Origin of the sequence: Oceanobacillus jeddahensis (assembly GCF_000750635.1) — a bacterium.
Lineage (GTDB): Bacteria > Bacillota > Bacilli > Bacillales > Amphibacillaceae > Oceanobacillus > Oceanobacillus jeddahense.
This window is the reverse complement of record NZ_CCDM010000001.1, coordinates 931,920-955,003: the sequence shown is the minus strand read 5'-3', so window position 1 is coordinate 955,003 and position 23,084 is coordinate 931,920. Positions and strand designations below refer to the sequence as shown.

15 protein-coding genes are annotated in these 23,084 nt (G+C 36.2%); 1 reads left to right on the top strand and 14 read right to left on the bottom strand.

Annotated features, from left to right (window positions below):
- Window positions 1-8 precede the first annotated feature (8 nt).
- From BN986_RS04200 to BN986_RS27310, 8 genes are all read right to left on the bottom strand, one after another.
- The gene (locus BN986_RS04200; RefSeq protein ID WP_040978388.1) at window positions 9-2,039 is read right to left on the bottom strand and encodes an AAA family ATPase; all 2,031 of its coding nucleotides are present in this window, start codon (window positions 2,037-2,039) and stop codon (window positions 9-11) included.
- Complete coding sequence (locus BN986_RS26900) at window positions 2,036-2,209, bottom strand: hypothetical protein (RefSeq protein ID WP_157037064.1); 174 nt, start codon at window positions 2,207-2,209, stop codon at window positions 2,036-2,038. The genes BN986_RS04200 and BN986_RS26900 overlap by 4 nt, the downstream gene beginning before the upstream one ends.
- Window positions 2,172-4,235 (bottom strand): DEAD/DEAH box helicase family protein, encoded by a 2,064-nt coding sequence (locus tag BN986_RS04195; protein WP_040978387.1) that lies wholly within the window; start codon window positions 4,233-4,235, stop codon window positions 2,172-2,174. Before BN986_RS04195 ends, BN986_RS26900 begins: the two co-directional genes overlap by 38 nt.
- Window positions 4,236-4,243: 8 nt before the next feature.
- The gene (locus BN986_RS04190; protein WP_040978386.1) at window positions 4,244-7,468 is read right to left on the bottom strand and encodes a sigma factor-like helix-turn-helix DNA-binding protein; all 3,225 of its coding nucleotides are present in this window, start codon (window positions 7,466-7,468) and stop codon (window positions 4,244-4,246) included.
- 272 nt (window positions 7,469-7,740) lie between these two features.
- Window positions 7,741-8,331 carry a class D sortase gene (locus tag BN986_RS04185; protein ID WP_040978385.1) on the bottom strand — a complete coding sequence of 197 codons (591 nt, stop codon included), beginning with the start codon at window positions 8,329-8,331 and terminating at the stop codon, window positions 7,741-7,743.
- 116 nt (window positions 8,332-8,447) lie between these two features.
- A complete protein-coding gene (locus tag BN986_RS04180) occupies window positions 8,448-9,938 on the bottom strand; it encodes a glycosyltransferase (RefSeq protein WP_040978384.1) in 1,491 nt (496 codons plus the stop codon).
- Window positions 9,939-10,033: 95 nt separating this feature from the next.
- Window positions 10,034-11,731 (bottom strand): hypothetical protein, encoded by a 1,698-nt coding sequence (locus BN986_RS04175; RefSeq protein ID WP_052400626.1) that lies wholly within the window; start codon window positions 11,729-11,731, stop codon window positions 10,034-10,036.
- A 99-nt stretch (window positions 11,732-11,830) separates the two neighbouring features.
- Window positions 11,831-14,827, bottom strand: a complete 2,997-nt coding sequence (locus BN986_RS27310) for an adhesive domain-containing protein (protein WP_052400625.1) — start codon at window positions 14,825-14,827, stop codon at window positions 11,831-11,833.
- Between the two features lie 1,215 nt (window positions 14,828-16,042).
- On the opposite strand from BN986_RS27310, the gene BN986_RS04165 reads away from it, so the two are divergent.
- On the top strand, window positions 16,043-16,624 hold the full coding sequence (locus BN986_RS04165) for a DUF4352 domain-containing protein (RefSeq protein ID WP_040978381.1): 582 nt from the start codon (window positions 16,043-16,045) through the stop codon (window positions 16,622-16,624).
- Window positions 16,625-16,763: 139 nt separating this feature from the next.
- Here the strand turns inward: BN986_RS04165 and BN986_RS04160 are convergent, their stop codons facing one another.
- The 6 genes from BN986_RS04160 to ppsA form a co-directional block, all read right to left on the bottom strand.
- The gene (locus BN986_RS04160) at window positions 16,764-16,964 is read right to left on the bottom strand and encodes a hypothetical protein (protein WP_040978380.1); all 201 of its coding nucleotides are present in this window, start codon (window positions 16,962-16,964) and stop codon (window positions 16,764-16,766) included.
- Window positions 16,965-17,079: 115 nt separating this feature from the next.
- Window positions 17,080-17,421 carry a hypothetical protein gene (locus BN986_RS04155; protein WP_040978379.1) on the bottom strand — a complete coding sequence of 114 codons (342 nt, stop codon included), beginning with the start codon at window positions 17,419-17,421 and terminating at the stop codon, window positions 17,080-17,082.
- 30 nt (window positions 17,422-17,451) lie between these two features.
- Window positions 17,452-17,580 carry a hypothetical protein gene (locus BN986_RS27860; RefSeq protein WP_262362445.1) on the bottom strand — a complete coding sequence of 43 codons (129 nt, stop codon included), beginning with the start codon at window positions 17,578-17,580 and terminating at the stop codon, window positions 17,452-17,454.
- A gap of 187 nt (window positions 17,581-17,767) precedes the next feature.
- A complete protein-coding gene (locus tag BN986_RS04145) occupies window positions 17,768-18,229 on the bottom strand; it encodes a YehR family lipoprotein (protein WP_040978376.1) in 462 nt (153 codons plus the stop codon).
- A 205-nt stretch (window positions 18,230-18,434) separates the two neighbouring features.
- Window positions 18,435-19,154 carry a hypothetical protein gene (locus BN986_RS04140; protein ID WP_040978374.1) on the bottom strand — a complete coding sequence of 240 codons (720 nt, stop codon included), beginning with the start codon at window positions 19,152-19,154 and terminating at the stop codon, window positions 18,435-18,437.
- A gap of 1,249 nt (window positions 19,155-20,403) precedes the next feature.
- Window positions 20,404-23,019, bottom strand: a complete 2,616-nt coding sequence (gene ppsA / locus BN986_RS04135; protein WP_040978373.1) for a phosphoenolpyruvate synthase — start codon at window positions 23,017-23,019, stop codon at window positions 20,404-20,406.
- Window positions 23,020-23,084 lie beyond the last annotated feature (65 nt).

The following is a 23,084-nucleotide window of genomic DNA, read 5'->3' as shown; positions in this document are numbered from 1 at the left end:
TCTCTGTTTTACCCCCTGGTCGCTAGAGCATCCTGAAGGTCGAGTTCCACAATATCAGAATGTCCATTTTTAATTTGATCTAATTTATACCATTTCCCTAATTTCCCTGTCGCTTTAAATTTCATTTCTTCTGTTTTGGATAATTCGGTATCCGTTAATAACAGAATCCACTGAGAGGATAACAGCGGGATATTTTCAATTAACTGGTCCCTGTTGTTTCCGCTGACCCTGCCGAATGGCGTATCCATAAACAGCGGGAAGGAAATATCTACATCATCTCCAGTAGCTACCTTTGCCAAAGCAGTGATAAATGATAAAGAAACGACTTGGCGCTGTCCTTGAGAGATATCCTGCGTAATATTTACTTGGTCCCAGCCCAAAATTTCAATCTCATATTTCTCATTAATATCAATTTTACTGATAAGGTCTTTATCTTTACGATCGATTAAAAATTTGAAAATGGAGGTAGCTTCTTCCATTAAACGATGCCTCATATGATCACTGTACTCGACAAAGACTTTTTCAAATTCATTCTTTAATTCCTCAATATATTGAAGAACTTTCGCATCCACTTTTAAGCTCTCGTTTTGGCTGAGTAAATGGCTGAACTCTTTTTCTTTCGCTTTCTTTTTATTTTCTTTTTCCGTCATTTGATCCTTCATCTTTACAAAATCTACTTTAAAATTTTCTAAGTCTTGTTTCTTCTGTTTTAAAGTAGTTTCCAAATTACTGAGATTTTCCTGTTCTTGCGCCTTATTGGAAATGTCTGCCTGGAAAGCTTCCAATTGCCGGTCGACTGCAGTAATGTTATTTTTAATTTCCCTGAATTCTTTCAAACTCGTATCAATGGTATGCATCGTATCTTCTTCATTAATCTGAAAATCATGTACCATGGAATGGATTAAAGAAATGAGCGGAGTTAAATTCGAACGTTTGAAGCTGTTCTTTAATACTTCCACGTTGCTTAAATGGTCCGGATTTTCCCGAAGATCGGTTCCACAGCAGGCACAGATCATCTCATTCAATGATTTCTCAATCACTTCGATGGGAATCAAATCTTGCTGATCCACAAGGACCTGATCCAAATAATTTTTCACAGAATAATATGTATCCTTCAAAATAAGATTGGATCCATCAGCTAATAAGATGTTTTTCATCTCATCTTTTTTTGCTTTGAGCAACCGCTGCTCATACGTTTTCTTTTCTTTCGTTTCATTATATTTTTCTTGAATTTTTTTCACGTCTTCATTTTCCGAAAGCTTCGTCTCAATTTCATCAATTTCCTGGGTACATGCTTGAATGTTCGAATCCTTCAATGCGATTTTCTCTTCTAAATCCTTAATTTCATTCGTTAATTCTTCTATTTCATTTTCCTTCTGCCGTAACCCCAGGTTTTGGGAGTCCTGCGTCAGTCTGCGTTTTTCAGAGGTGTACAGCTTATTTAATAAATGAATAGCCGCTTCAATCTTATCGATATGCAATAATTTCACAATGCCATTTTTTACTTCTTCTTTGACGTTCTTATCTGTTTTTGCTAACGTCTCTATTTTTTCTGCATCAAACAGGAAGAAATCTTTAATACTCTCATCGAGAATGTCATTAATAATCCGTTGTACTTCCGTTTCATCTTTGATCGACTCCGGGCTGAAATTACCGATTTCATCCGTAATAAACAGTTCTACATCGCCGAGCTGTTCTTTAATACCCTTTCCAGTCATTACGCCCATCACACTTCGATGCAATTCATAGGTTTTTCCTTTTGACTCAAATTGAAGACAAACTTTAGCTTCCACAGGCATATTCCCAGCTTCTTCTAAAGCAAGAAAATTCACCAGGTGCAGCTCCTCTTTGGGATTATCCTGTTCAATATAAACACTGCCATATAATCCAAACATCAGCGCCCGGAATATTCCTGTCTTCCCTTTCCCGTTCTCACCAAAAATAATGGTAATATTTTGATCTCCAGCCGCAAATTCAATATCTTGTTGCTTTCCATAAAATTGTCTGAAATTCTCCATTGAGATTTTTAATAATTTCATTTATTTATGTCCTCCAACACCGTTTCTCTAATTTCCTTTCGAATACGCTCTTCCATTTGTGTATTGGATAAATTTCCTCCATCTATATCTTTCATCAGATATTTTGCTAATGCTGACAGATGCTCCGGAAATTCATTGATTTTTTGGTCTAATTCCTTCGTTGTTTTCATCATTACCCTCCATTTGTTGAAATTCATTGTACACTTCCCAAGGCAGTTTATCCATTAAATATTCCAGATGAAATGGCACTAAATATTTGCCGATTTCCTGCCTTGCATTATAATTATTAATCGCAAACCGGGAAAACTCCGAGAAACGCGGCAACTCTTTCGAAGCGATCGATTTATACATTTGATCATTGGCCAGGCTCGGCAAAACGATAAAGTCATAAATGCTTGCTATATTTTTATCTGCATGGGATCTAAGAATTCTTCCTCTCCGCTGTACAAATTCCCTTGGATTCGATGTACTTGCAAGAAAGTACGCTACTTTTGTGCTTGGGACATCGACCCCTTCATCTAAACACTTAATCGCAACTAAAATTTGAATCGTGCCCCGGTCAAAGGCCTCTAATATTTTCATCCGTTCATTCAGCTGAATTTCAGAATCGAACCGGTGTACCCGGTACCCAAGTTCAGCAAGGCTTTTGGTTATTATTTCTATTTCACCCGGTGCACAGTACACCAGCGTATGGGACACACTCTCCCGCTCTTTCTTATCAAATATGGAAAAGAGGACTTCCTTCTTATTTTCTGCTTTACTAATAATCAGGCTCCGTTTCCGATTAACTTCACTGATTTCTTCTTTATTTGCTTTTTCATCACTATATAAATGAATCAGCCGTTTGGTAAGCTGTTCATAACGTTGCAGCTCATCCTCATTAAACTCAGTCTGGATCGGGTGATAACTGTATTCGGTAAGCGCGCCATTTTGAATCGCTGTTTTCATATCATATTGATACACAGGCGGACCGAAAAAGGATTCAATGTATTCCGTGCCGACATCATCCCACCAGCGTTGAGGGGTTGCCGAAAGACCGACTTTGGCTTCCATATTGCCTAATTTATTCTTGCGAAGGCTCTTCACTCCAAAATAATGGCACTCATCAGAGATTAAAAAGGAATCTTTTCTGAGTTTCGCGATAAGATCATTAAATTCAGCAGAAGCAGCCGAGCGGTATGTGGTGATGGCGACATGCTGGTCCATGACCCCTACATTAAAATCTCGAACATCCGTCTGTAACTGACTGGACCACTTCTTTTTAGATCCATAACATTTCGTAATATGTGTAAAGCCCATCATTTCACAGTTTTCAATCCATTGTTCGATTAAATGTGTAAAAGGAACAATGATTACTAAAAACATCCGGCCTTTTTCCTTTAAAAATGCTTTGGATATCAGCAGACTTGTAATGGTTTTTCCTGTACCCGTAGCCATTTCTAATATTCCATGCCAATGGTTGTTCTTCACAGCCTGAATAGCCTCTTCCTGGTAAGGCCTCGGCTTCATTTGTTCTGGTTTGGATGACATTGGTTTAGACCCTTTTCTATAAGTTAATAATTTCTCTTTAATAATAGCGGGTATCTCAATGACAGAAAGATTCGGAGTAGAATCATTCCAAAGATCTTCAAAGTCTTGCTCCATATCATTAATCCGTTCCATGTCATGTTGCTTAAAGAAAACATCAATCTTTTCAAAATTATCTCGGATTCCGCCGGCTGTTTCATTGGCGGAACCGGAGAAGGCGACTCTATTACCTTCGAGGTCATAGAAAATCCCGAATTTTTCATGGTAAATACTGTTGTTCTTTGTAAAAGCAATTTTAATTTCCAACTGTCCTTTATAGATTAACCAGGCAAGGGTGTTCAAAGCATCCTCTTCAATGGTCTTCCTACTCAATTCCAGTTCTCTCAGCATCGATTCCATGACAATATCATATTTTGCCTTATAGCCAAATTCGATTGCTTCCACATCTTCTTTCGTTAAATGCGGATTCGCAATAATTCTGATCACACCGGATTTTTCCAGGAACATCTCCAGTCCCTCTGCTAAAAGACTTAAACTGTTGCTTGTAAAATAACCTACAGCCCGATCGTATTTCACTGCTTCCTGTAAGCATTTTTGGTAAAAGTCTTCATGAATTTTATGGTGGGAAGAACGATATTTATATTGTAAATCTAATGTTTGAAAAGACATTTCTTCACCTACTTAAGCTCGACAATTCCAATTTCATCAATTTGAATACGATCGGATGATTTTCTAATTTCATGAGGAAGTGTTTTCCCATAATCTTTCTTTCGTAAAATTCCTTTATCCGCCAGAAAATCATAGACCAGACTTTCATGCATGTTTTCGGTATATTGGTCTTTTAAAATACCATACACTAATTCTTCCAATGTTCTTACCGTACTTGATTCCGGCACTAAAATGATCATATCAAAGCGGTGATCTTTGTATGTCCTTTCGATTTGACGATACCCATTGTTTATAAGGATACTTTTCATTAAAACAGGGTTCCATTGAAAATCTATCGCTGGTAACGCGCTCCGGTATCCTTCGATCGCGCTTAACGAAATATACGCCTGGCTGCCCATTTTTTCTGTAATAAACTGCTTTAAAGCTTTCACTGCTTCGTCTGGAATATGCAGCTTATCAGAAGGATAGTACATCCCCATATCAATTTCCGTGAAGTAACCATGATCGATAATCTTATTCAAGTAGTTTAAGGCCATTAAATCTTTAAATCCGTGCTCCAAGATAAAAGATTGAATTTCCTTCCGGGTAGTTTCCTCCCTGAAGTGATCCAAAATCACATCTTCAAACGTCGTATAGGAACCCGTTTCTACATATAAGAAATTAGAATGTCCTTTCACGGAAGGCATGAGATTTTTAATAATAGACGCCATTTTGGTGGAACTATTAATATCTTTTTTGTGTATCAACGGTGCTAATACCTTATCAAACATGATTTGTTCCAATATCAGACTGGAGGTCGTATAGCCTTTTTCCATATTGTTGTTTACTACCTCTATCAATGCTTCCTTTTCTTCTTGGGTTAAGAGTGTATCAAAGAGCCTGACCTTATTTTTCTCCCAGGTAATCATTTGATCCGAAGAAGAAATGGTCAAATCGATTTTATACCGTGGCCATTTCAATACTTTTTCCAATTCATCTCTGGAGCAGACTCCGCCCAGACTTTTGATAGTAGCTATCAATCGATCCTCTGCATTTAATTTATCCTCACTGTCCCGGTAAATGTTGAGCGTATTTCCTTTGCCGATATCAAATTCTTCATCCAGGAAAAATTTAATGACAGAGTACAGATGTAATTTATTAAAGACCTGATATGCTGTCAGCCTGTCCTCAAACGTCTCATAAACTTCCTGCGCGTTGATGACTGCTCTCGTTTCAAACACCTTTGTAAGGTAATTTTTAATATCCTCGATCAGGTCCGGATCAACCTGTTCCGGTTCAAACCATTGGAATGTATTTTTATCTACAAGAATAATATTTTCAGAATCTCGAAGTCTTCCTTCAATAGATCGCAGGGACTCTCCTAGCTGATAATCAAAATGCTCCGCAGCAAGGTCTCTTATCATGTCAGCTGAAGCATCATCCAATCTGACTGGCTCATGAATATAGTTTTGAAAAATAAGCTCCAGCACCTGAAGAATACCTAATCGATTAAGTGAATACAGCCTTCCATACCGGTTATATCCATAATTCTGCAAAATTAATTCGATATTCATATCATGATCTGTCTGCAGAATATCTTCGAGCAAATTATCGTAATCCTTTAAGTTAAATGTTTCCGGTAATTCTTCTACAATATCATTTAATTTCTCAATAAATTGCTGCTTCTGATTTTCATCTAAGAAAAATTGTTCTAATTCTTCCGCATAATAAAGGACAATCTCCTTCTCTTTAAATAAATCAAGGATATCAGCATGATCGTCACCAATAATGGTACGTAATGCTTCATCGGAAATATACGGTTTAAAGTTGATAACGAGTGATAAAATAAATGTAAACTGGTTTATTTCAAGAAATCGTTCTATTTTGCCCACGATCTTTTTCTCCAGCTGACGTACCCTTTCACGGGTTAATCCCAGCTGCTGCCCTGTTCCCTCAAGTGTATTTCCTTCAGAGAACCGCATGCTCAATATAACCAATTCCCTTTCATTTAATTGCCTCTTCAGTTCCTTTAAAACCTTTGCGGGATCAGACAATTTTTGAAGCTTGTGTGATAATTGATATAATTGTCTAAGGTTTCCAAGGTGTTCTAATTCCTTCAGGTCACGACCTTCTAATTCATCGATTGCCATGTCAGCGTGAAGTTCCATTTCCATTTCAAATATATTCAGTAGATCATGAAGCTCCATATCTTTTAAATAAGGATACAGATCTCCTGTTGTAAACAAATGATTGTTCTCATCATTTAATTCTTCCGAAATAGAATGTAATTTTTCTTTCACACCTTCTACTTTTTTCTTTCCTATTTTGGGTAAACCGGCAAATTGCTTTATATGCTGATGCGTAATCTCACTAATGTTGTCGATATTATTTTCCTCGCAGAACTCCAAAAACTTGTTATATGTATTTTCATAAAAAATATCTTTCACCTTCATGGTGGAAGCAAGGTAATTTTCATCTGCAATAATAAATGTGTCATCCGTGTGTTCTTCCTGACTTTGTACATCAGTAAATCCATACGCTATCAGTTGATCGCGCACGATTTCAAAACGATGCGCGCCAACCCCTTTGGAATTTTTAAATTCTTCCAAAACAGACGCAGAAATTTGGTCCAGGCTATCGATATTCTTTTTCCTGCAAAACAGGCGGAACGTGTTATATTTATTTTCCTGAAAAACATCCTTCACAAAATAGGTTTCTGCATGTTCTTTGATGGCATGGGTATTTACTGTTTCATACAGATGTTCATCAGCAGCTTGATTCTGTGCATCATTTAATGAAATAATGTTGAATCCAGCTGACCGAAATTCATTTTCCAATTCCCTTTCATGAACCGATGCATTGATATACTTGAAACATCCAATAGGTATTTTATGAAAAAATAAATCGCTTTCCACTTGAAATCTATGCTGAAAACCAGTTAGTCCATGTCGTTGAAAATTAAATTGTTTATAAACGTCTTTATTGGATGTAACATCAATGAAATGGGAAAAATCACATGAAAAAGAAGGCAGAATATTATTGGGCTTCTCTGTAAAAAAGGTAAATCCTCTTAAAGCCAATTCATCCGTCACAGTTATAAATCTATCTCTGTCTTCCATATAAAGCTGTCTCAGTGTGGCCAAGGAAAATTTATTCCCTTCCACCACCACAGATTGGAAAAAATCATTTAAATAATGACTATGAATTTCATGCACATCATCAATAAAATTGGGTATTAATACATAATCCCTCATGAGACACCTCCTCCAAAAAGGTATAAATCACTATTTCATATGTCTTTTATTAGTTAACTTATAATTCTATATTGTTAGAGAAGGATATTTTTGTCAATGGTTTAGTGTTTATTTTTGTAATTATTTGTGGATTTGTTGATTTTTTCTTTTTATTACAAAAAGGCTGTAGCATAATTAAGTACTTAATTATGCTACAGCCTCTTGCTCATATGATATATTACTTTTATTCTCCACCAACAGAACTGATTATTTTATTTAAATCTCTTTCCTATCTACTCCGAAACCGGATAAGCATAGGCAACAAACCGATCAGGCGCACTACCTATAAAGTGGAATGGATAACAGGTCGTTACAACTAATACCTCTTCTCCCATCTCCCGGATAACTGAAGTATCATCCTCAGGAACAATTTCTGTTTCTCTTATTTCGTACGTATACTCACCATAAGGCATCTGTACGACAAAAGTATCTCCTATATCCAATTCTCCAAAATCACGAAATACAGTGTCCCGATGACCTGACAATAGAATTTGTTCCTCTTGTCCTGGTAACACCGAATTGGATAGATGTCCAACACCTTGTTCCAATGAATCAGGGTCAGTTCCTTCTACAATAGGCAATGTTTTTCCCAATTTAGGGATTTCTAATGTAGCAAACGCTTCGTCTGACTCTATGTCAAACTCCTCTATTATTTTTTCTATATCTTCGTCGGGGTCATCCTGCTGACTGATTCCTTCCTCTATCCTTTCCTCCGCCTGAACCAAAGACTGTTTTTGCGATTGTTCATGGCCTATAATTTGATAACCGAATACGCCTATACAGACGACGCCAATGATAATAAAGAGGATCCCTATACGCTTCATTGTAATGCTCCCTTCTTCATATAAACTTAATCATTTTCATTATGGGAAACGACATAAGAAATTTTCTTATTATAAACCACGTTTAACAACACATTTCATTACTTTATAAATAAAAACTAACTTAGACCGCTGATCAATTGTTGCCATTTATCAGCTACTTTTTCTTCCGTATAATCAGCAGCTGTACGTATTGCTTCCTGCCGATAATGATGCTTTTCTTCGTCTGTTTGATTTAAATACGCAACAATCTTTTCAGCAAAACTTTCCTTATCTCCAAAATCAACAAGAAAACCATTTTTTTCTTCGTAGATCATTTCATCAACACCGTAGCGGACATTGTAGCTGCCAACAGGACAACCACATGCTAAACTTTCTAAAACACTCATTGTGAATCCTTCAGCTTGTCCAGCAAATAGAAATAAATCGCTGGAGGCATAGACATCCTCTACATTGTCTACATATCCTTTAAATTTTACATTATTTTTTAAATCAAGCTTCTGAACTAATTTCTTTAGATTCTGCTGTTCTTTTCCACTTCCGTAAATTTCTAATAATACTTCTGGGATATGTTTTTTCACTAAAGAAAGAACTTCCAATAAGTGATCGATGTTTTTTTCGGGTGCTAAACGTCCGACAGAAACTAACTTATTAGTTTCTGGTTTCTTTTGATCTAATTTATCAGTTACCTTACAAGGATGTGAAATAGCAGCCAGATTATTAATGCCAAATCGTTTTTCAATATCTTGTTTCTGATTATTTGTTAATACAACAATATGATCGAAGCTATACGGACTATTAAAAACTTCTAGATAATTTTTATTTATTTTGGAGCGAAATGCTATGTTTGAAAAATAAGTGGAATGGATCATAGAAATTGTTTTCACATTTAATTGGTTTTGTCCCGTAAAAATCGAGTTGTATCTTTTATTGCGATCAATAATAACAATAGATTCTTTTTGTCCGATTATTTCTTTCAAAAAATAAAGAATAAGGGCCTGCTCATCTGGCAGCACGGTCTGAAAAACTGCATTCCCATCACTGATAAGATAAGGGCCATCTTCGTATTTTATAATAACCCGTTTGCCATAAACATCGAAGTATTCTGTCATGTACACCGTGTTATCATCATGTAAATATTCTGTGTGGGATAATTGGCCAAACCGATTAAATCGATCACGGACTATCTTCTTACCATTATGAAAATAATTTATATAATCTAAAAGCTTATTTGATCTAAAAACTACATACTTTACGAGTTTATTGTTGGCATCAAAAATACGAATATACCGTTTTTCTGCTGATTCTCCGTCTTCATAACCATATGTTGGTTCTTTTTTTATTTGATACGGCGGAAGGTCCTTTCCTTTTTCACTGCGTTGAAAATACTCGAATAAATTAACCATGGAAATATCCTGATCAACGATTCCATTTTCAACATAGCGTTCCCAATTTGTATGTATATTTACGTTTTTATTCACTGTAACAAATACGGGTTCAACATCTAAATATCTCACAAACATATTACCACGTTTCATTGCTGATTTTTCAATACCAGTAAGATGCTGCCCTATATTTGAATGTAAAAAATAAACTTTTTTCTTCTCCAATGATGATCCCCTTCCCCTATCCATAACAACGTCAGCAAAGCTCCTTTGGACATATTAGAGGAACGAAAACAGAGCTTTGCTTAGATTGTAAATTTTTACTGTTCCTTATGTTTCAAAAATAAATTATAGTACGCACAATATCCAGATAAATAATGCTCTACATCATCAATTCGTGTACGGAAGGAGTGATGTCGAATGAAGAAACTGCCGATGATTCTTTTTGGGTTTTTAAAATACATAGCTAGCTCCGGATAGAAAAAACCATTACGCTGATACTCTGCCCTTCGATGAATCGTTGCTTCTAATTTTGACTCATCAAAATCTAATTCATTAATTAAGTCACCATATCCGTCTGCTTTCATACGATTAACCATCTGATAAGCTGCCATCATTAGCTCAAGGAAGGTCGGATATGTTGTGATTCGTTTGTAAATATAATCTAGTCTATTTTGTACATTCTGTAAACCAAATTTATAATATTTACGTTCCGGTTTATAGAGCGTTACCTCATTGGTACAATAGCTTAGCCAATGATCGTGATGTTTCCAATGATTACTTGCAATAAAATAGTCAAATGCTTTTTCAACCGCTTGTAACCACTGTTCATCACGATCGATTTTATAGAGACGCATTAACGCAAAGCAAGCTTCTCCATCATAATAAACAATACGAAACTCCTCTTTTAACGCTAGGGATGGATAATCTAGTATATGAACAAATTTACCATTTTCCTGCTGTAATTGTAGAATACCTCGTGCTAATTTCTGAGCAGTCGGAATATACTTGACGTCCTCGAAAACTTCTGTATATTTCGTTATGGCTAATATTGCTGCAGCAATTGCACCTAGTTTAACTTCCATACTATCTGCTTGTTCCCCGTCAATGATATAAGCTATGCCTAGTTCTTCATCGACGTATAATTTTTCACGAATAAGATAATGAATTCCTCTTTCAATTACATCTGCAGCTTCTTCTGTGGGCTGAAATTCATAAGCTTCAATCATGGAATAAATGGTACTACTGTGCCGAAGACTATTATAATGTTTTATTTCTTTATCAAAGTAAGAGAAAAAACCATATACAAACCTACCATTTGGTTTACTTAAACTGGTTAAATATTTTTGTCCGCTATTGATTAACATTTCGACTTCTTCCGCATTTAAAAGGGTATCTCTTCGTCCATTATCACGTTCGCCATGGTGTAATTTATAACAGTTCCCTTTTTCATAAAAATAACCTTGTGTCTCAAAAATATATACTTTTTCTACTTTTTTAAAATCAACTGGTTTTATATTTGGTCTATGTTTTTGAATATACTTTTGTAAATTTTGTTCATGAATAAAGCCACGGTTCGTTTCTCGATCAATTTGAATCACAGCATTTCCATTTAACTCTTGTTCTAAAAATGCATGTTTGAAATCCTTGCTAAAGCTGACACCTTGACGAAAATAATTTCTCTTGGTTTGTGTAATTCGATTGATAAATTCAGGAATAGTTACAGGAATGACGTTGGTAACAATATCAATCTTTAAAGAAGTAAACAATTCCTTTGCTTTTTTTAAATAGGAATTACCTTGATTTTCCATATTCTCCCACGCCTGATAAAAATTTTTCCCATTTGCAGTTAATACAGTAGCACGTTTTTCCGCAAATCCAATTGATAAAAAGATAGTTAGAGAGGCCTGATCATTGATTTGCTGAAAGGTCTTTGTATCTTCTATTATATTATTTTTCAATTGTTCAAGACGTTCTTTAAAATGTTGATAAGGTACTTTCTCCTCTGTAATCATCATATCCTCCTACACTTTAAAAAGCAGCATTATTTTATGTAGACAAAAGCAAACATCTTTTGACGTTTGCTTTTGTTTTGGTACTACTTATTTATGAATTATTTATTCATTCGTTTTATTTCTTCTGGAGAATAACGTTACTCCTACTCCAGCAGCTACAGCAACTAATCCAACTAGTCCAATTGTCCACATGGATGTTGCGGTGCTTGGGAGCTCCTGACCTTCTTGCTGGTTTTGACTACTTTCTATTTCATAGCCTTGGCCAGAGTGCCCTTGCGTCCCGTTAGAGCCAGAACCAGATCCTGATCCATTCCCAGGAGTCGCAGTTGCACCCTCTCCATCATTTCCGCCTGAACCAGAACCACCGTCTGCAGGGACGGTTACTTCATGTTCATCATTAACGTTGCCTGCTTCATCTGCAACAACTAATGTCAGAACATCTCCTTGATTAACCTCATCTCCCGCAATAGCAAGAGTATATTCTCCGGTTACTTCATCATAAATGACTTCTTCAATTTCAACTTCATTTCCATTTTCATCAATTAGTCTTATATCAGCTAATTCTTCATCGGATACGAACGAAATTTCATAGCCATCTTCACTATTTCCGCTAATTGCTACATCGCTAAGTTCTGGTGCATCCGTATCTGAATCAGAGTCGCTGTCTGAATCGGAGTCACTATCGGAATCAGAGTCGCTGTCTGAGTCGGAGTCGCTATCGGAATCAGAATCGCTGTCTGAGTCGGAGTCGCTATCGGAATCAGAATCGCTGTCTGAGTCGGAGTCGCTATCGGAATCAGAATCACTGTCCGAATCGGAGTCACTATCGGAATCAGAGTCACTGTCCGAATCGGAGTCACTATCGGAATCAGAATCGCTGTCTGAGTCGGAGTCACTATCGGAATCAGAGTCACTATCGGAATCAGAATCGCTGTCTGAATCAGAGTCACTGTCTGAGTCGGAGTCGCTATCGGAATCAGAGTCTTCAAGTGGCAATACTTCAATATCGTATGCACTACTTACATTTTCATCAACCACTTGGACTAATGTAATAGTTGTCCCAGCCTCTAATAGCTCATCTAGTTCTAATGTGAATGTGCTGTTATTTTCTACAACTTCTAATATACTTAACACACCTACTACAGGGTCTGCAATTGTTCTTCCAATTTCTTCTCCATCTGCATAAGCAATAACTGTTGCATCAGCAATTGCTTCACCTGTGATAATGTCTTCATCTTCATAGATGTTTTCTGCAAATGGCGTATCGATTGAAACAATTACTTCGTCCGAATCGGAGTCACTATCGGAATCAGAGTCTTCATCTGAATCAGAGTCTTCATCTGAATCAGAGTCTTCATCTGAATCAGAGTCTTCATCTGAATCAGAGTCTTCATCTGAATCAGAGTCTTCATCTGAATCAGAGTCTTCATCTGAGTCAGAGTCTTCATCTGAGTCAGAGTCTTCATCTGAGTCAGAGTCTTCATCTGAGTCAGAGTCTTCATCTGAGTCAGAGTCTTCATCTGAGTCAGAGTCTTCATCTGAGTCAGAGTCTTCATCTGAGTCAGAGTCTTCATCTGAGTCAGAGTCTTCATCTGAGTCAGAGTCTTCATCTGAGTCAGAGTCTTCATCTGAGTCAGAGTCTTCATCTGAGTCAGAGTCTTCATCTGAGTCAGAGTCTTCATCTGAGTCAGAGTCTTCATCTGAGTCAGAGTCTTCATCTGAGTCAGAGTCTTCATCTGAGTCAGAGTCACTATCGGAATCAGAGTCGCTGTCTGAGTCGGAGTCACTATCGGAATCAGAGTCGCTGTCTGAGTCGGAGTCACTATCGGAATCAGAGTCACTGTCTGAGTCGGAGTCACTATCGGAATCAGAGTCGCTGTCTGAGTCGGAGTCACTATCGGAATCAGAGTCGCTGTCTGAGTCGGAGTCGCTATCGGAATCACTATCTGAATCGTCTTCTTCATCAAAGACAATCGTATCTTGACCTTCTGAGTCATTCAATAAGTCTACATCAATAGCAGTAGTAGTAATACCAGCACCACGTACAGGAACTTCACCTGATACACCAGCAGGGTTTTCTACACCTAAGTTCAAGTTAACGGACATTGAACCAATTGCTTGTACACTGGCAAGGTCATTGGATAAATCAATTGTACCATTAGTAATTTGGTTAATAAGTTCAGTTGCTTCACCTGATACGTCAGTTACTCCACTTAGAACCCCGCTAATAGTTTCGTTCAATCCTCTAACAACCGAACCAAGACCTGGAATATCTTCGGCTGCAGGCAAGATTTGAATTTCTAAAGCATTTGCAGCATCAACAACGTTTTGAAGTGTTTCAACAATAACATCTTCTACAGCTGTTTCAAGGTGTTGGCCAAGCCCATCTGTAAACTCTACAACGATTGTACCATCTGGATTTATTGTATAATCAACTTGATCATTGTACTGCAATAAATCCGCTAAAGCACTATCCAAATTATTTAGTGCATCAAGTGCACCACTTAACTCATCTACTCCATTGATAGTAAGCAGGTCACTTGGAATAAGACTGCTTTGCAATTCATTCACAATATCTAATACATCAGATACAGCATTAGTTAATTCCCCCGTTAAGGTAGTTACAAGCCCACCTACTGCAGGAATATCATCCATTGTAATTGCTGTAAGATCTACACTTACATCAGCTGTACCCGTCTGATACATTTGACCGGCCAATTCCGGAATGCTGAATGCAACAACTCTGTCTGGGTTAAGTGCCTCTACATTAGCAACGCCTGTACCAGTTAAATTAAGATTTAGATTATAATCCTCACCAGGTGTTGGTTCTGTTAAATCCGCTGTAACATCTAGATTTTCCAGTAAACGTACCTCTGCTAAACTAGCAAATGGAGCAACATTAAAAATAGCAGCAGAATTAGCGATTTTAGGATTTGTCAAAGCTTCCCCGGGTGTTGATGCACTTGCCACAGCAGGTAAGGTATTAAAAGCTAATAAAGAAGCTGCCGCTGAAGAAGCAAAGACCTTTCTCATCTTACTCGATCGACTTACTTTTTTTGCTTGCATCTTACGTTTATAATCAAAATTCTTTTTACTCAAAGTCTCATCCTTCCATTCTGTTTTATCTAATAAACATTAACTTGACGAAACAATAAAAGATTAATACGTACTTTATCTAATCAAACTCCCCCCTTGTCATTTAGCTAATTTCTAAAGGTGACTGAATCAATCAAACGATTATTTATGTATATTAGCTAAAATTAAAAATTTCAGAACATTTTCGTTGATAGATAAAAATATTTCGACAAAAAAACTAAATATTTTAATTAAATTAGTCCTAAAAACGTAGAGTTTATTCTAATCTTTTAATAAAAACTATAATAATTTAATAAACTCCAATCTATCAAACGAAAATCTATGTAGCAGAAAATAAATCTAAACTTTCCGCTAATTAAAATAATTCTATCTAAATAACTTAATCATGTGAACCCTTGACTTTTCACCTGAATTTATATTCCTTTTTTATTTATTGAAGAAAATTTATTCCTAAATTATCTTTTTATCTATTACATCAGTATTTTAAATAAATATTCAATATTTATAAATATTTTTTAATAGTTAATTGTTCCTTAATAACTATTTGAAATTTGCTTTAAAATAAGTTTTTAGACTCAATAATTATTTTAGACTCATTTAAATTAATTCGAATTTCCTTAACCTAATTTTTAAATTTTCTTAAATAAATGACAATATTGCTAACCAGGCGACAATCATCTTCTAAATTATCTTGTCTTGCTAAACCTTGTATTTAAAGGGTTAATGCAATCGTATTTTTAATTATATTTAGAGAACTCCTTTTCACTCTAGATAAAAACTCTTAAAAGCTTCGAGTTTCTAAACTTAAAAAAACAGTTAAATCGACCCTTTTATTTTTATTTCGACAATAAATTAGCCTATATTGTCGGGAAATATTTTTTGAATTTAATAAAATATCCGATAAAGATAATAGCAGGCAACAAATTTAGGGAGAGTTGCGGCTATTGCGATTGAAAAAAATCCCAGACTGTATCAAATTAAATTAACATGCCACAGCGGTATTTCTTTTAAATTAAAAAGCAAAGTCATTCGAGGATAAAATAGAAATATTTTAGAGATGCCCCTCTCTGTTTCATTTATCTATTTTATTTAATAATAAGGAGACGACATAGACTTCTTACTATGAGAAGTGACTAAATATGAAAAATAACGATGGAATATAGAACATCAATTTGCTAAGATTAATTTTATAAAAAATAATTTGGGAGGAACAACACGTTGAAAAAAATATTACTGGTAGTATTATTTGCAAGCTTATTATTGGCAGCATGCAGCAGTAACAGTGAAACTGGAGAAACTGCTGAAGAAGAAAACAACGAAACAACAGAGAGTGAAAAAGATACTTCTGACACTTCAGGAGAAGAAGAAAAAGAGGTATACAGCATCGGTGATACAGCAGTGATTACCAGCGATTTATACGAATTTGATTACGAGGTAACTGTGAACGATTTTTACTTTGCTGAAGAAGCAAATGGGAAGCCAATGGAAGATGTCATGTCTACTTCTGATGATGATTTTAAACTGGCAGTGGCAGACGTTACATTCAAAAATATAAGCGATGAAGCTTATGTGCCTCATGATATGTATTCTGCCAACTTGTCAGCAATAGATGAAGATGGTGGGGAAATATCTTATAATGAATTTTTTCCAGAAGCAGATGAAGAATTAGCTCCGGGAGAAGAAATAACAGGGCCGTTAGTATACGTAGAAAGGGTGGATTATGCCGACACCTTTTTATTAAAATTTGAAATGATGTCAGATGAAGAAACACATTTCGAATTACCTAATCCTAATCAATAGATAGAAAATTAATTAACCCACATAACTTAAATAACTGGTGCGACATATCGTGCCAGTTATTTTTTAGTGAATGAAATCATTTTAAAAATGAAAAAAGATTCCTGTTCAGAAATAAGTCAATATACCGAGTATCTATACCTTACATATTCTGTTGATTCATTGCTCCTACCATTGAAATGATAGTAAGAATGACAGCAATGATAAATAGCTTCAACCAAAATTTCGGCATAGAATTCTTCTTGATAATACGGTAGATAAGGCTCCAAATTCCGGTAAGTATGAAAGAAAGTAAAAATGCTCCTAGAAGTCTGCCGAAAAGATAGGCGATCATGTTGGTCATTATAGAGTTCTCCTTTGTTTATTATTTTATTTTTGATAGGATGTTCATTTGAAAGCTTCTAGTTTGTTCAATCAAAATATTTCATCAAATTTTGTTACTACGATTCGTTTGCAATTTATGCGGTTTGATTCATATCGTGTCGGAGCTTCTCTCTTTCTGCATAACTTTTATTACTCATATGAGCGATTAATAGTAATAAAAACCATCCCAGAATAGTCCATGAAATGAAAAAGTTTAATAAAAGAATAATAGGTTTCCAATTACTATAATAAATAAGTGTCGATAAATAATAAATAGCATTGAAAATAACACTAATAATTGCCATGATAAAACCTAATCCGGACACAGCTAAACGAACGATGGTTATGATATCGGAACCAATACCTAAAGTAGCTAGAAACAAAAGGAGTGGAATAATAGGAATGCTTCCAAACAGGATAATGAGTATATTTAACAATTTCCCTTTTTTACGGAGGACGAACGGCTTTTACGAAGCTGTCGTCTCTTTCATCGAGCTGTTCCGGCTTAGCGGATGTGCTGCCGCCATTGCTTGGCCGCAGTTACTGCAAAATGAACCATTTGGTGACTGTTTTATACCACAGTTTGGACAATACATGTAGAGGCTCCTTTCAATATTTTCGTTAATTATAGAATATAGATGGTATTACTGCTGCGTTTCAAATGAATGAAAGAACTTCATTCATTTATCATGCTAGTCTGGAATGAATGGTATGTTCTGGTAATGTAGACAGAACGACCGTACCATCATATAACGCAGGCACGGTCTCCTCTATTAATTTATTTTATTCTACGACTTCAAAACCTTGACTTTCCATCATTTCTACAGATTGTTCTAAACTGACCATATCAGCGTCTTCCGAACCTTCAAAATTAGAACCTGGCAGTGCTGAAATTTCAGAAAGATCAGCAGTAGTATAATCAATTGTCATTGTTTCGATGGCTTTATCTTCTTGATAGTCAATATTGTGTTCAAGTCCTTCTGTTCCTTGAATTTCAGCAACAATTGGATCGAGAATAGCTTGAGCCTCTTCTTTTGTTGTTACCATTAAAGAAGAATATGGTATTTCACTTTCAGTAGATTGTTCTACAACTTCGTCTCCCTCAGCTACATATGTAATTTCTAAAACTACTCCATTCTGTTCACCTTGAAGTGTCACCGTTTCTTCCGAGTTACAAGCAATTAGCCCAACTAATGCTAGGAGCAAAAATAGCAGTCCAGTGATTCTAAAAGTTGTCCGTTTCATGATGTTTCTCTCCTATCCATAATTTAAATTTAATAGACTTACTCTATCGAATTCTAACTTAAATGCCAAAAAGACATAAAATTTTTACATTATTCAGGGTTAAATAATGTAAACTCATTTTAATAACAAGTAAGGAACAAATTATTTTCAAAGCACATAGACCAAATTAATATTAGCTAGGTGCTATTTTCACTTCGATTTAATATTATTTATTAGTTTCATCATTGGCACGATGATAAATAATCTCACCTAACATTTGTACTTCCTCATCCCAATATTCTTCCGGATCGAAACTGCTGGAAAGATTAACACTTTCCGTAACGACCTCATCACCTTCTGGTCCGCCAGTAAACGCTAAAACTAAATCATCCTCTTGGTATTGGTCTGTCCCAATATCGACAACCCATGTCGTTCTATTATCTGCTACAACAGGATCTGTCGGTTCAAGATCTTCGGCGATTTGTTCACAGTTGTTATCACCATTTTCAACATATACATCTACAGATTGAATAAAATCAGACTCAACTTCTAAATGATGTTCTATACTACCTGTTCCACCAGCAGTCGAAATCAATATTTTTCCTGGATCAGCATTACTAGCATCCCATGGTGAAGTTCCACCATTACTATCAGACACGATTTGTTCAGCTCCTTCGGGTGTCCAGTAGGCAGTAGGCACCACACTAGTTGAACCCTCCACTGGAGTCTCATAATTATTTGCTTCAACTGTAGAAGCAGGGCAAGTAGATTCGGAGCTTTCTTTCTCTGTCAAATTCTCCGTTCCCCTCTCACTGTCCGTTTCGGCTTTCTCTGCATTCTCTGTTGTGCCTTCAGCATTTTCAGCATCGTTCCCTTCATCTGAATTGCAGGCAGCCAGCGTAATACTTATTAGTAAAACCAAACATAGGAATAACCGTTTTTTCATATGTACGCCTCCTTTCTTATGAAATTTTCAAATAACAAGCTTTCTCGTTATTTCATAATATTATGTATTTATAAATCACTTTTCAATAGGTCGAATATCACTAGTCCTAGTTCAAATAAACTTACCATCTAATTGTTTCATGTACTTTTTCCTAATTTTTAGTTCTTTAATATTTAAGAATAATTAAGAAACTTCCGTATTATAATCAATTATTAGATAGAAATGGAAGGCGCTATCCCCCTCTTTTTACCTATTTAATAAACAAAAGTAAAAGAATTGTAATATTTATTTCTATTTTAATTCGGTGTTTATAAATGTCAGCATGGTGATCATACATAACTGAAAACACACAAAAAAAGAATCTATATAAAGATACATTACATCTTATAGACTCTTCATTTAATACTAATCGCACTTTTCTTTATTATCTTCAATGAAGCTTTCAAATTCAATAAATACTTCAAGTAAACTTCTCTTCAATACCTTTAATTATCACATCTGAATCGTCGATGATCAAGAAATGCCCACACTCTTTTAGTATCCTGAGTGATGCTTTAAAGAGAATGAACTGTTTCGTTTACAGCACTGAATTTAATAATACAATCTTGTTCTCCCCAGATACTTAATACTGGAATTTTAACTTGTTCAATTAACCCATTTTCTCCTGATAACCAATATACTTATTTTTAAATGGAGCTATCGCAAAATGCATAGTTGACATTTGATGACAGCTCCCTCATTCTAAACTTTATTATTATATAGGTTTGATAGTGATTTTCAATAAACTGCCAATTAACAGAATAAACATAAGTTATGCCTTATTAAGGAATTACGTCCTTCGTATTGTACAGAAAAGGCACTTATAAAACGAAACTTCATTCAGTGGGAGTTTTTCGACGCACAGGATGTGCTAGTGCAGACGTTGCGACAGGACGTCGCGAACTTAGTCTGCTTCCTTCATTCTCCCACTGAATTAGCCTTAGTGATTCAGGGAGTTAGCGCCCGTTATCTCCCGCCTAAATTAATTTATTTTCGCTCTCTATTTTGTGGCGGGAGTTTTACGGGCGGTTCTCCGTGATAAACGTCTTTTCGAATAACTACCTGCCTGCCTTTTCACGCTTTTATGCTTTTGCCTCAGTAGCGTTGCATAAAATATTCTCGTCTTTGTCAAACAGTCTCCAACCACCCTAAAACGTTAAGTTCAACAAATATCCTTAAAACATCTTTCTTACTAGAAGTTCTTCAACAACTATAATATTTCAATATACCCTTCTGTTCCATGCACACGAATTCGTTGCCCATCCTTAATCAGCTTCGTTGCATTTTCTACGCCAACCACTCCTGGAAGTCCATATTCTCTTGCAATAACGGCTCCATGGGTCATCAGTCCGCCAACTTCTGTGACGAGTCCTTTAATGGATACAAACAATGGTGTCCAGCTGGGATCAGTAAAAGCAGTAACTAAAATATCTCCTTCTTCCAAGTTTGCTTCTTCCATATTTAAAATAACACGTGCTCTTCCCTCTACAACTCCAGAAGAAACGGACAAACCTGCTATCGCTTCGTCAGGGAGATTTTTTCTTTTATAATCACCTGTAATGATTTCTCCATCTGATGTCATAACACGTGGCGGAGTCAGTTTTTCGTATGATTTATACGCTTTTTTTCGTTCACTGATAGTCTGATAATCCAAGTTGTTTGTTCGTACAGCTTCATGAAGTTCTTCAAAAGTGAGGTAATATATATCTTCTTTTTCATCAATAATATCCGCCTGTACGAGCCGTTCAGCTTCTTTTAGAAGAGCTTGTTTATAAATGAAATAACGACTGACAAATCCATATTTTGGATATTCCCGATAACCAATAACATTCCGCATTAAATGAATTACCCGCTTCACTTCTTTCGCTTTTCGCCTTCCATCAGGTAATTGCTCCAAGCGTTCAAGTAGTTCTTGTTCTTTTTTTAAAGCATTTTGTCGCCCTTGCTCAAATTTTGTTTTACTGGCACCAGCTTCAAAGTTTTGAATATTATTGAGAATCATTGGGACGAGTATAGTCGGTTTTTCACTCCAACGTGTTTTTGTAATATCGATTTCCCCGGCACAACGCATACCATATTTGTTCAGATAAGCATGGATAGCATGTTGAGCCTCTTGGCCACCCTCAAATTCTGGCAATTTATCTAGAAAATCATCCTCCTGAACACCTTGTAAATACGCAATTACCTCCGGGTAAGGGCGAATGACATCTGCCACATCTAATAATTCCAATCCCATCTCTGAAGTAATATTGTTTGGTACAGATTGCGAAAGTATATCTGCTACGTTCTTTTCTCCCAGCCATTTATCCATTTTTTTATTAATCCATACAGGAGCCTTTAAAGCTGTCATGATTACTTTCGAACTTTGCGGATCAAATAAGATTTTCTTTAGCTGCTGAAGGTCTTCCAGGATAAAATCAAACAAATTCGCTCCTGAATAGACTTGAATAGTCTGTTTTAATTCATCTACGGATGCTTGATTACTTTTGATCAAATCAGAGACAATCATGGGATCATTTTCAATTTGTGACTGAAAACCGAAAGAACCCATATCATTATCATTGTTAGTGGATGCTGGTTCATTATCGTCATTTGGTAAAGGGGTTATAAAATCTCCCCGCTCAATGAGACTTATCAAAGCATCTTTTATGAGCGGATCAGACTCTCCAAGGGTTTCTATCAGCGTTTGTCTGTTATCAGGTGAAGCTAGTCGTGGTGTAACATCAACAAATAATCTCCCGCCGGCTTGGTGCATGGGTGCTGGGGTTGTTGACAGCCAGAAAGAAATTCCTAATGGTTTCATAGGATCCGTCATCATTTGTTGATGCCCAACAGATACATAAACATGTTTTTCTGTATCATTCACTTCAGGGACGGGGTATAACGTCGTAATAGGACGACTCTGGACAATATAAAATGTATCATCAACCAAACACCATTCCACATCTTGCGGCAATCCAAAGAAAGCTTCAATTTTTCGACCAATACTGGCCAGCTGTAAAATTTGCTGATCTGTAAGAGTTTGCATCTTTTGTTGTTCAGGATTTAGTTGATGTGTTTTTGTCCCTCCATCTTTTCGTCCGTAGATAGCTAACTTTTTATCGGCTATCATCTTATCTATAATTTTCCCTTCTTCTACTTTATAGCAATCAGCTGATGTCAAGCCGGAAACCAGCGCTTCTCCTAGCCCAAAACCAGCATCAATCGATAGCAGTTTTCGGTTGGAGGAGATGGGATCTGCCGTAAATAAAATACCTGAAGCCTGTGGGAACACCATTCTTTGAATGATAACAGATAAATAAACTTGGCTGTGATCAAATCCATTTTGTATCCGGTAGATCACCGCACGATCCGTAAATAAGGAAGCCCAACATTTTCGGATATGCTGTAAGATAGCTTCTTTTCCGATAATATTCAAATAAGTGTCTTGCTGACCGGCAAAGGAAGCATAAGGCAAATCCTCAGCAGTGGCACTGGAACGAACAGCATAAGCATGTCTATCGCCAAATTTAGAGAGTTTGCTGGTAACCTCTTTCACCATATCAGAAGGGATTTCCGTTTCTATTATGGCTTGCCGTATCTTTTTGCAGAGTTCACCAATTTGGTCTCGATCCGCTGCATTTAATCTTGCTAACTGGTGCAGCAATTCTTTAAATCGACCATTTTTTTGGATGGCTTTTTGATATCCAGCTGTCGTGATACAAAATCCTTCCGGCACCTTTATCCCCGGAATTTTTGATAATTCTCCTAAATTTAGCCCCTTGCCTCCAACGTTCATAAACTGTGTTTTGTCCATTTCCTGAAAACCGATAACCAAAGAACGCATTCTACATCTCTCCTATTCGCTATGGTTCTATTGATTTTAGCAGTAGTAACTGGGAATAAACAGTC

Excerpts from the sequence above, each read along its gene's own strand:
- BN986_RS26900 (WP_157037064.1), bottom strand. The coding sequence starts at position 2,209 with ATGAAAACAACGAAGGAATTAGACCAAAAAATCAATGAATTTCCGGAG.
- BN986_RS04200 (WP_040978388.1), bottom strand. The coding sequence starts at position 2,039 with ATGAAATTATTAAAAATCTCAATGGAGAATTTCAGACAATTTTATGGA.
- BN986_RS04175 (WP_052400626.1), bottom strand. The coding sequence starts at position 11,731 with ATGATGATTACAGAGGAGAAAGTACCTTATCAACATTTTAAAGAACGT.
- BN986_RS04145 (WP_040978376.1), bottom strand. The coding sequence starts at position 18,229 with ATGAAACGGACAACTTTTAGAATCACTGGACTGCTATTTTTGCTCCTA.
- BN986_RS04185 (WP_040978385.1), bottom strand. The coding sequence starts at position 8,331 with ATGAAGCGTATAGGGATCCTCTTTATTATCATTGGCGTCGTCTGTATA.
- BN986_RS27860 (WP_262362445.1), bottom strand. The coding sequence starts at position 17,580 with ATGTATTGTCCAAACTGTGGTATAAAACAGTCACCAAATGGTTCATTT.
- BN986_RS04160 (WP_040978380.1), bottom strand. The coding sequence starts at position 16,964 with ATGACCAACATGATCGCCTATCTTTTCGGCAGACTTCTAGGAGCATTT.
- ppsA (WP_040978373.1), bottom strand. The coding sequence starts at position 23,019 with ATGCGTTCTTTGGTTATCGGTTTTCAGGAAATGGACAAAACACAGTTT.
- BN986_RS04190 (WP_040978386.1), bottom strand. The coding sequence starts at position 7,468 with ATGAGGGATTATGTATTAATACCCAATTTTATTGATGATGTGCATGAA.
- BN986_RS04195 (WP_040978387.1), bottom strand. The coding sequence starts at position 4,235 with ATGTCTTTTCAAACATTAGATTTACAATATAAATATCGTTCTTCCCAC.
- BN986_RS04140 (WP_040978374.1), bottom strand. The coding sequence starts at position 19,154 with ATGAAAAAACGGTTATTCCTATGTTTGGTTTTACTAATAAGTATTACG.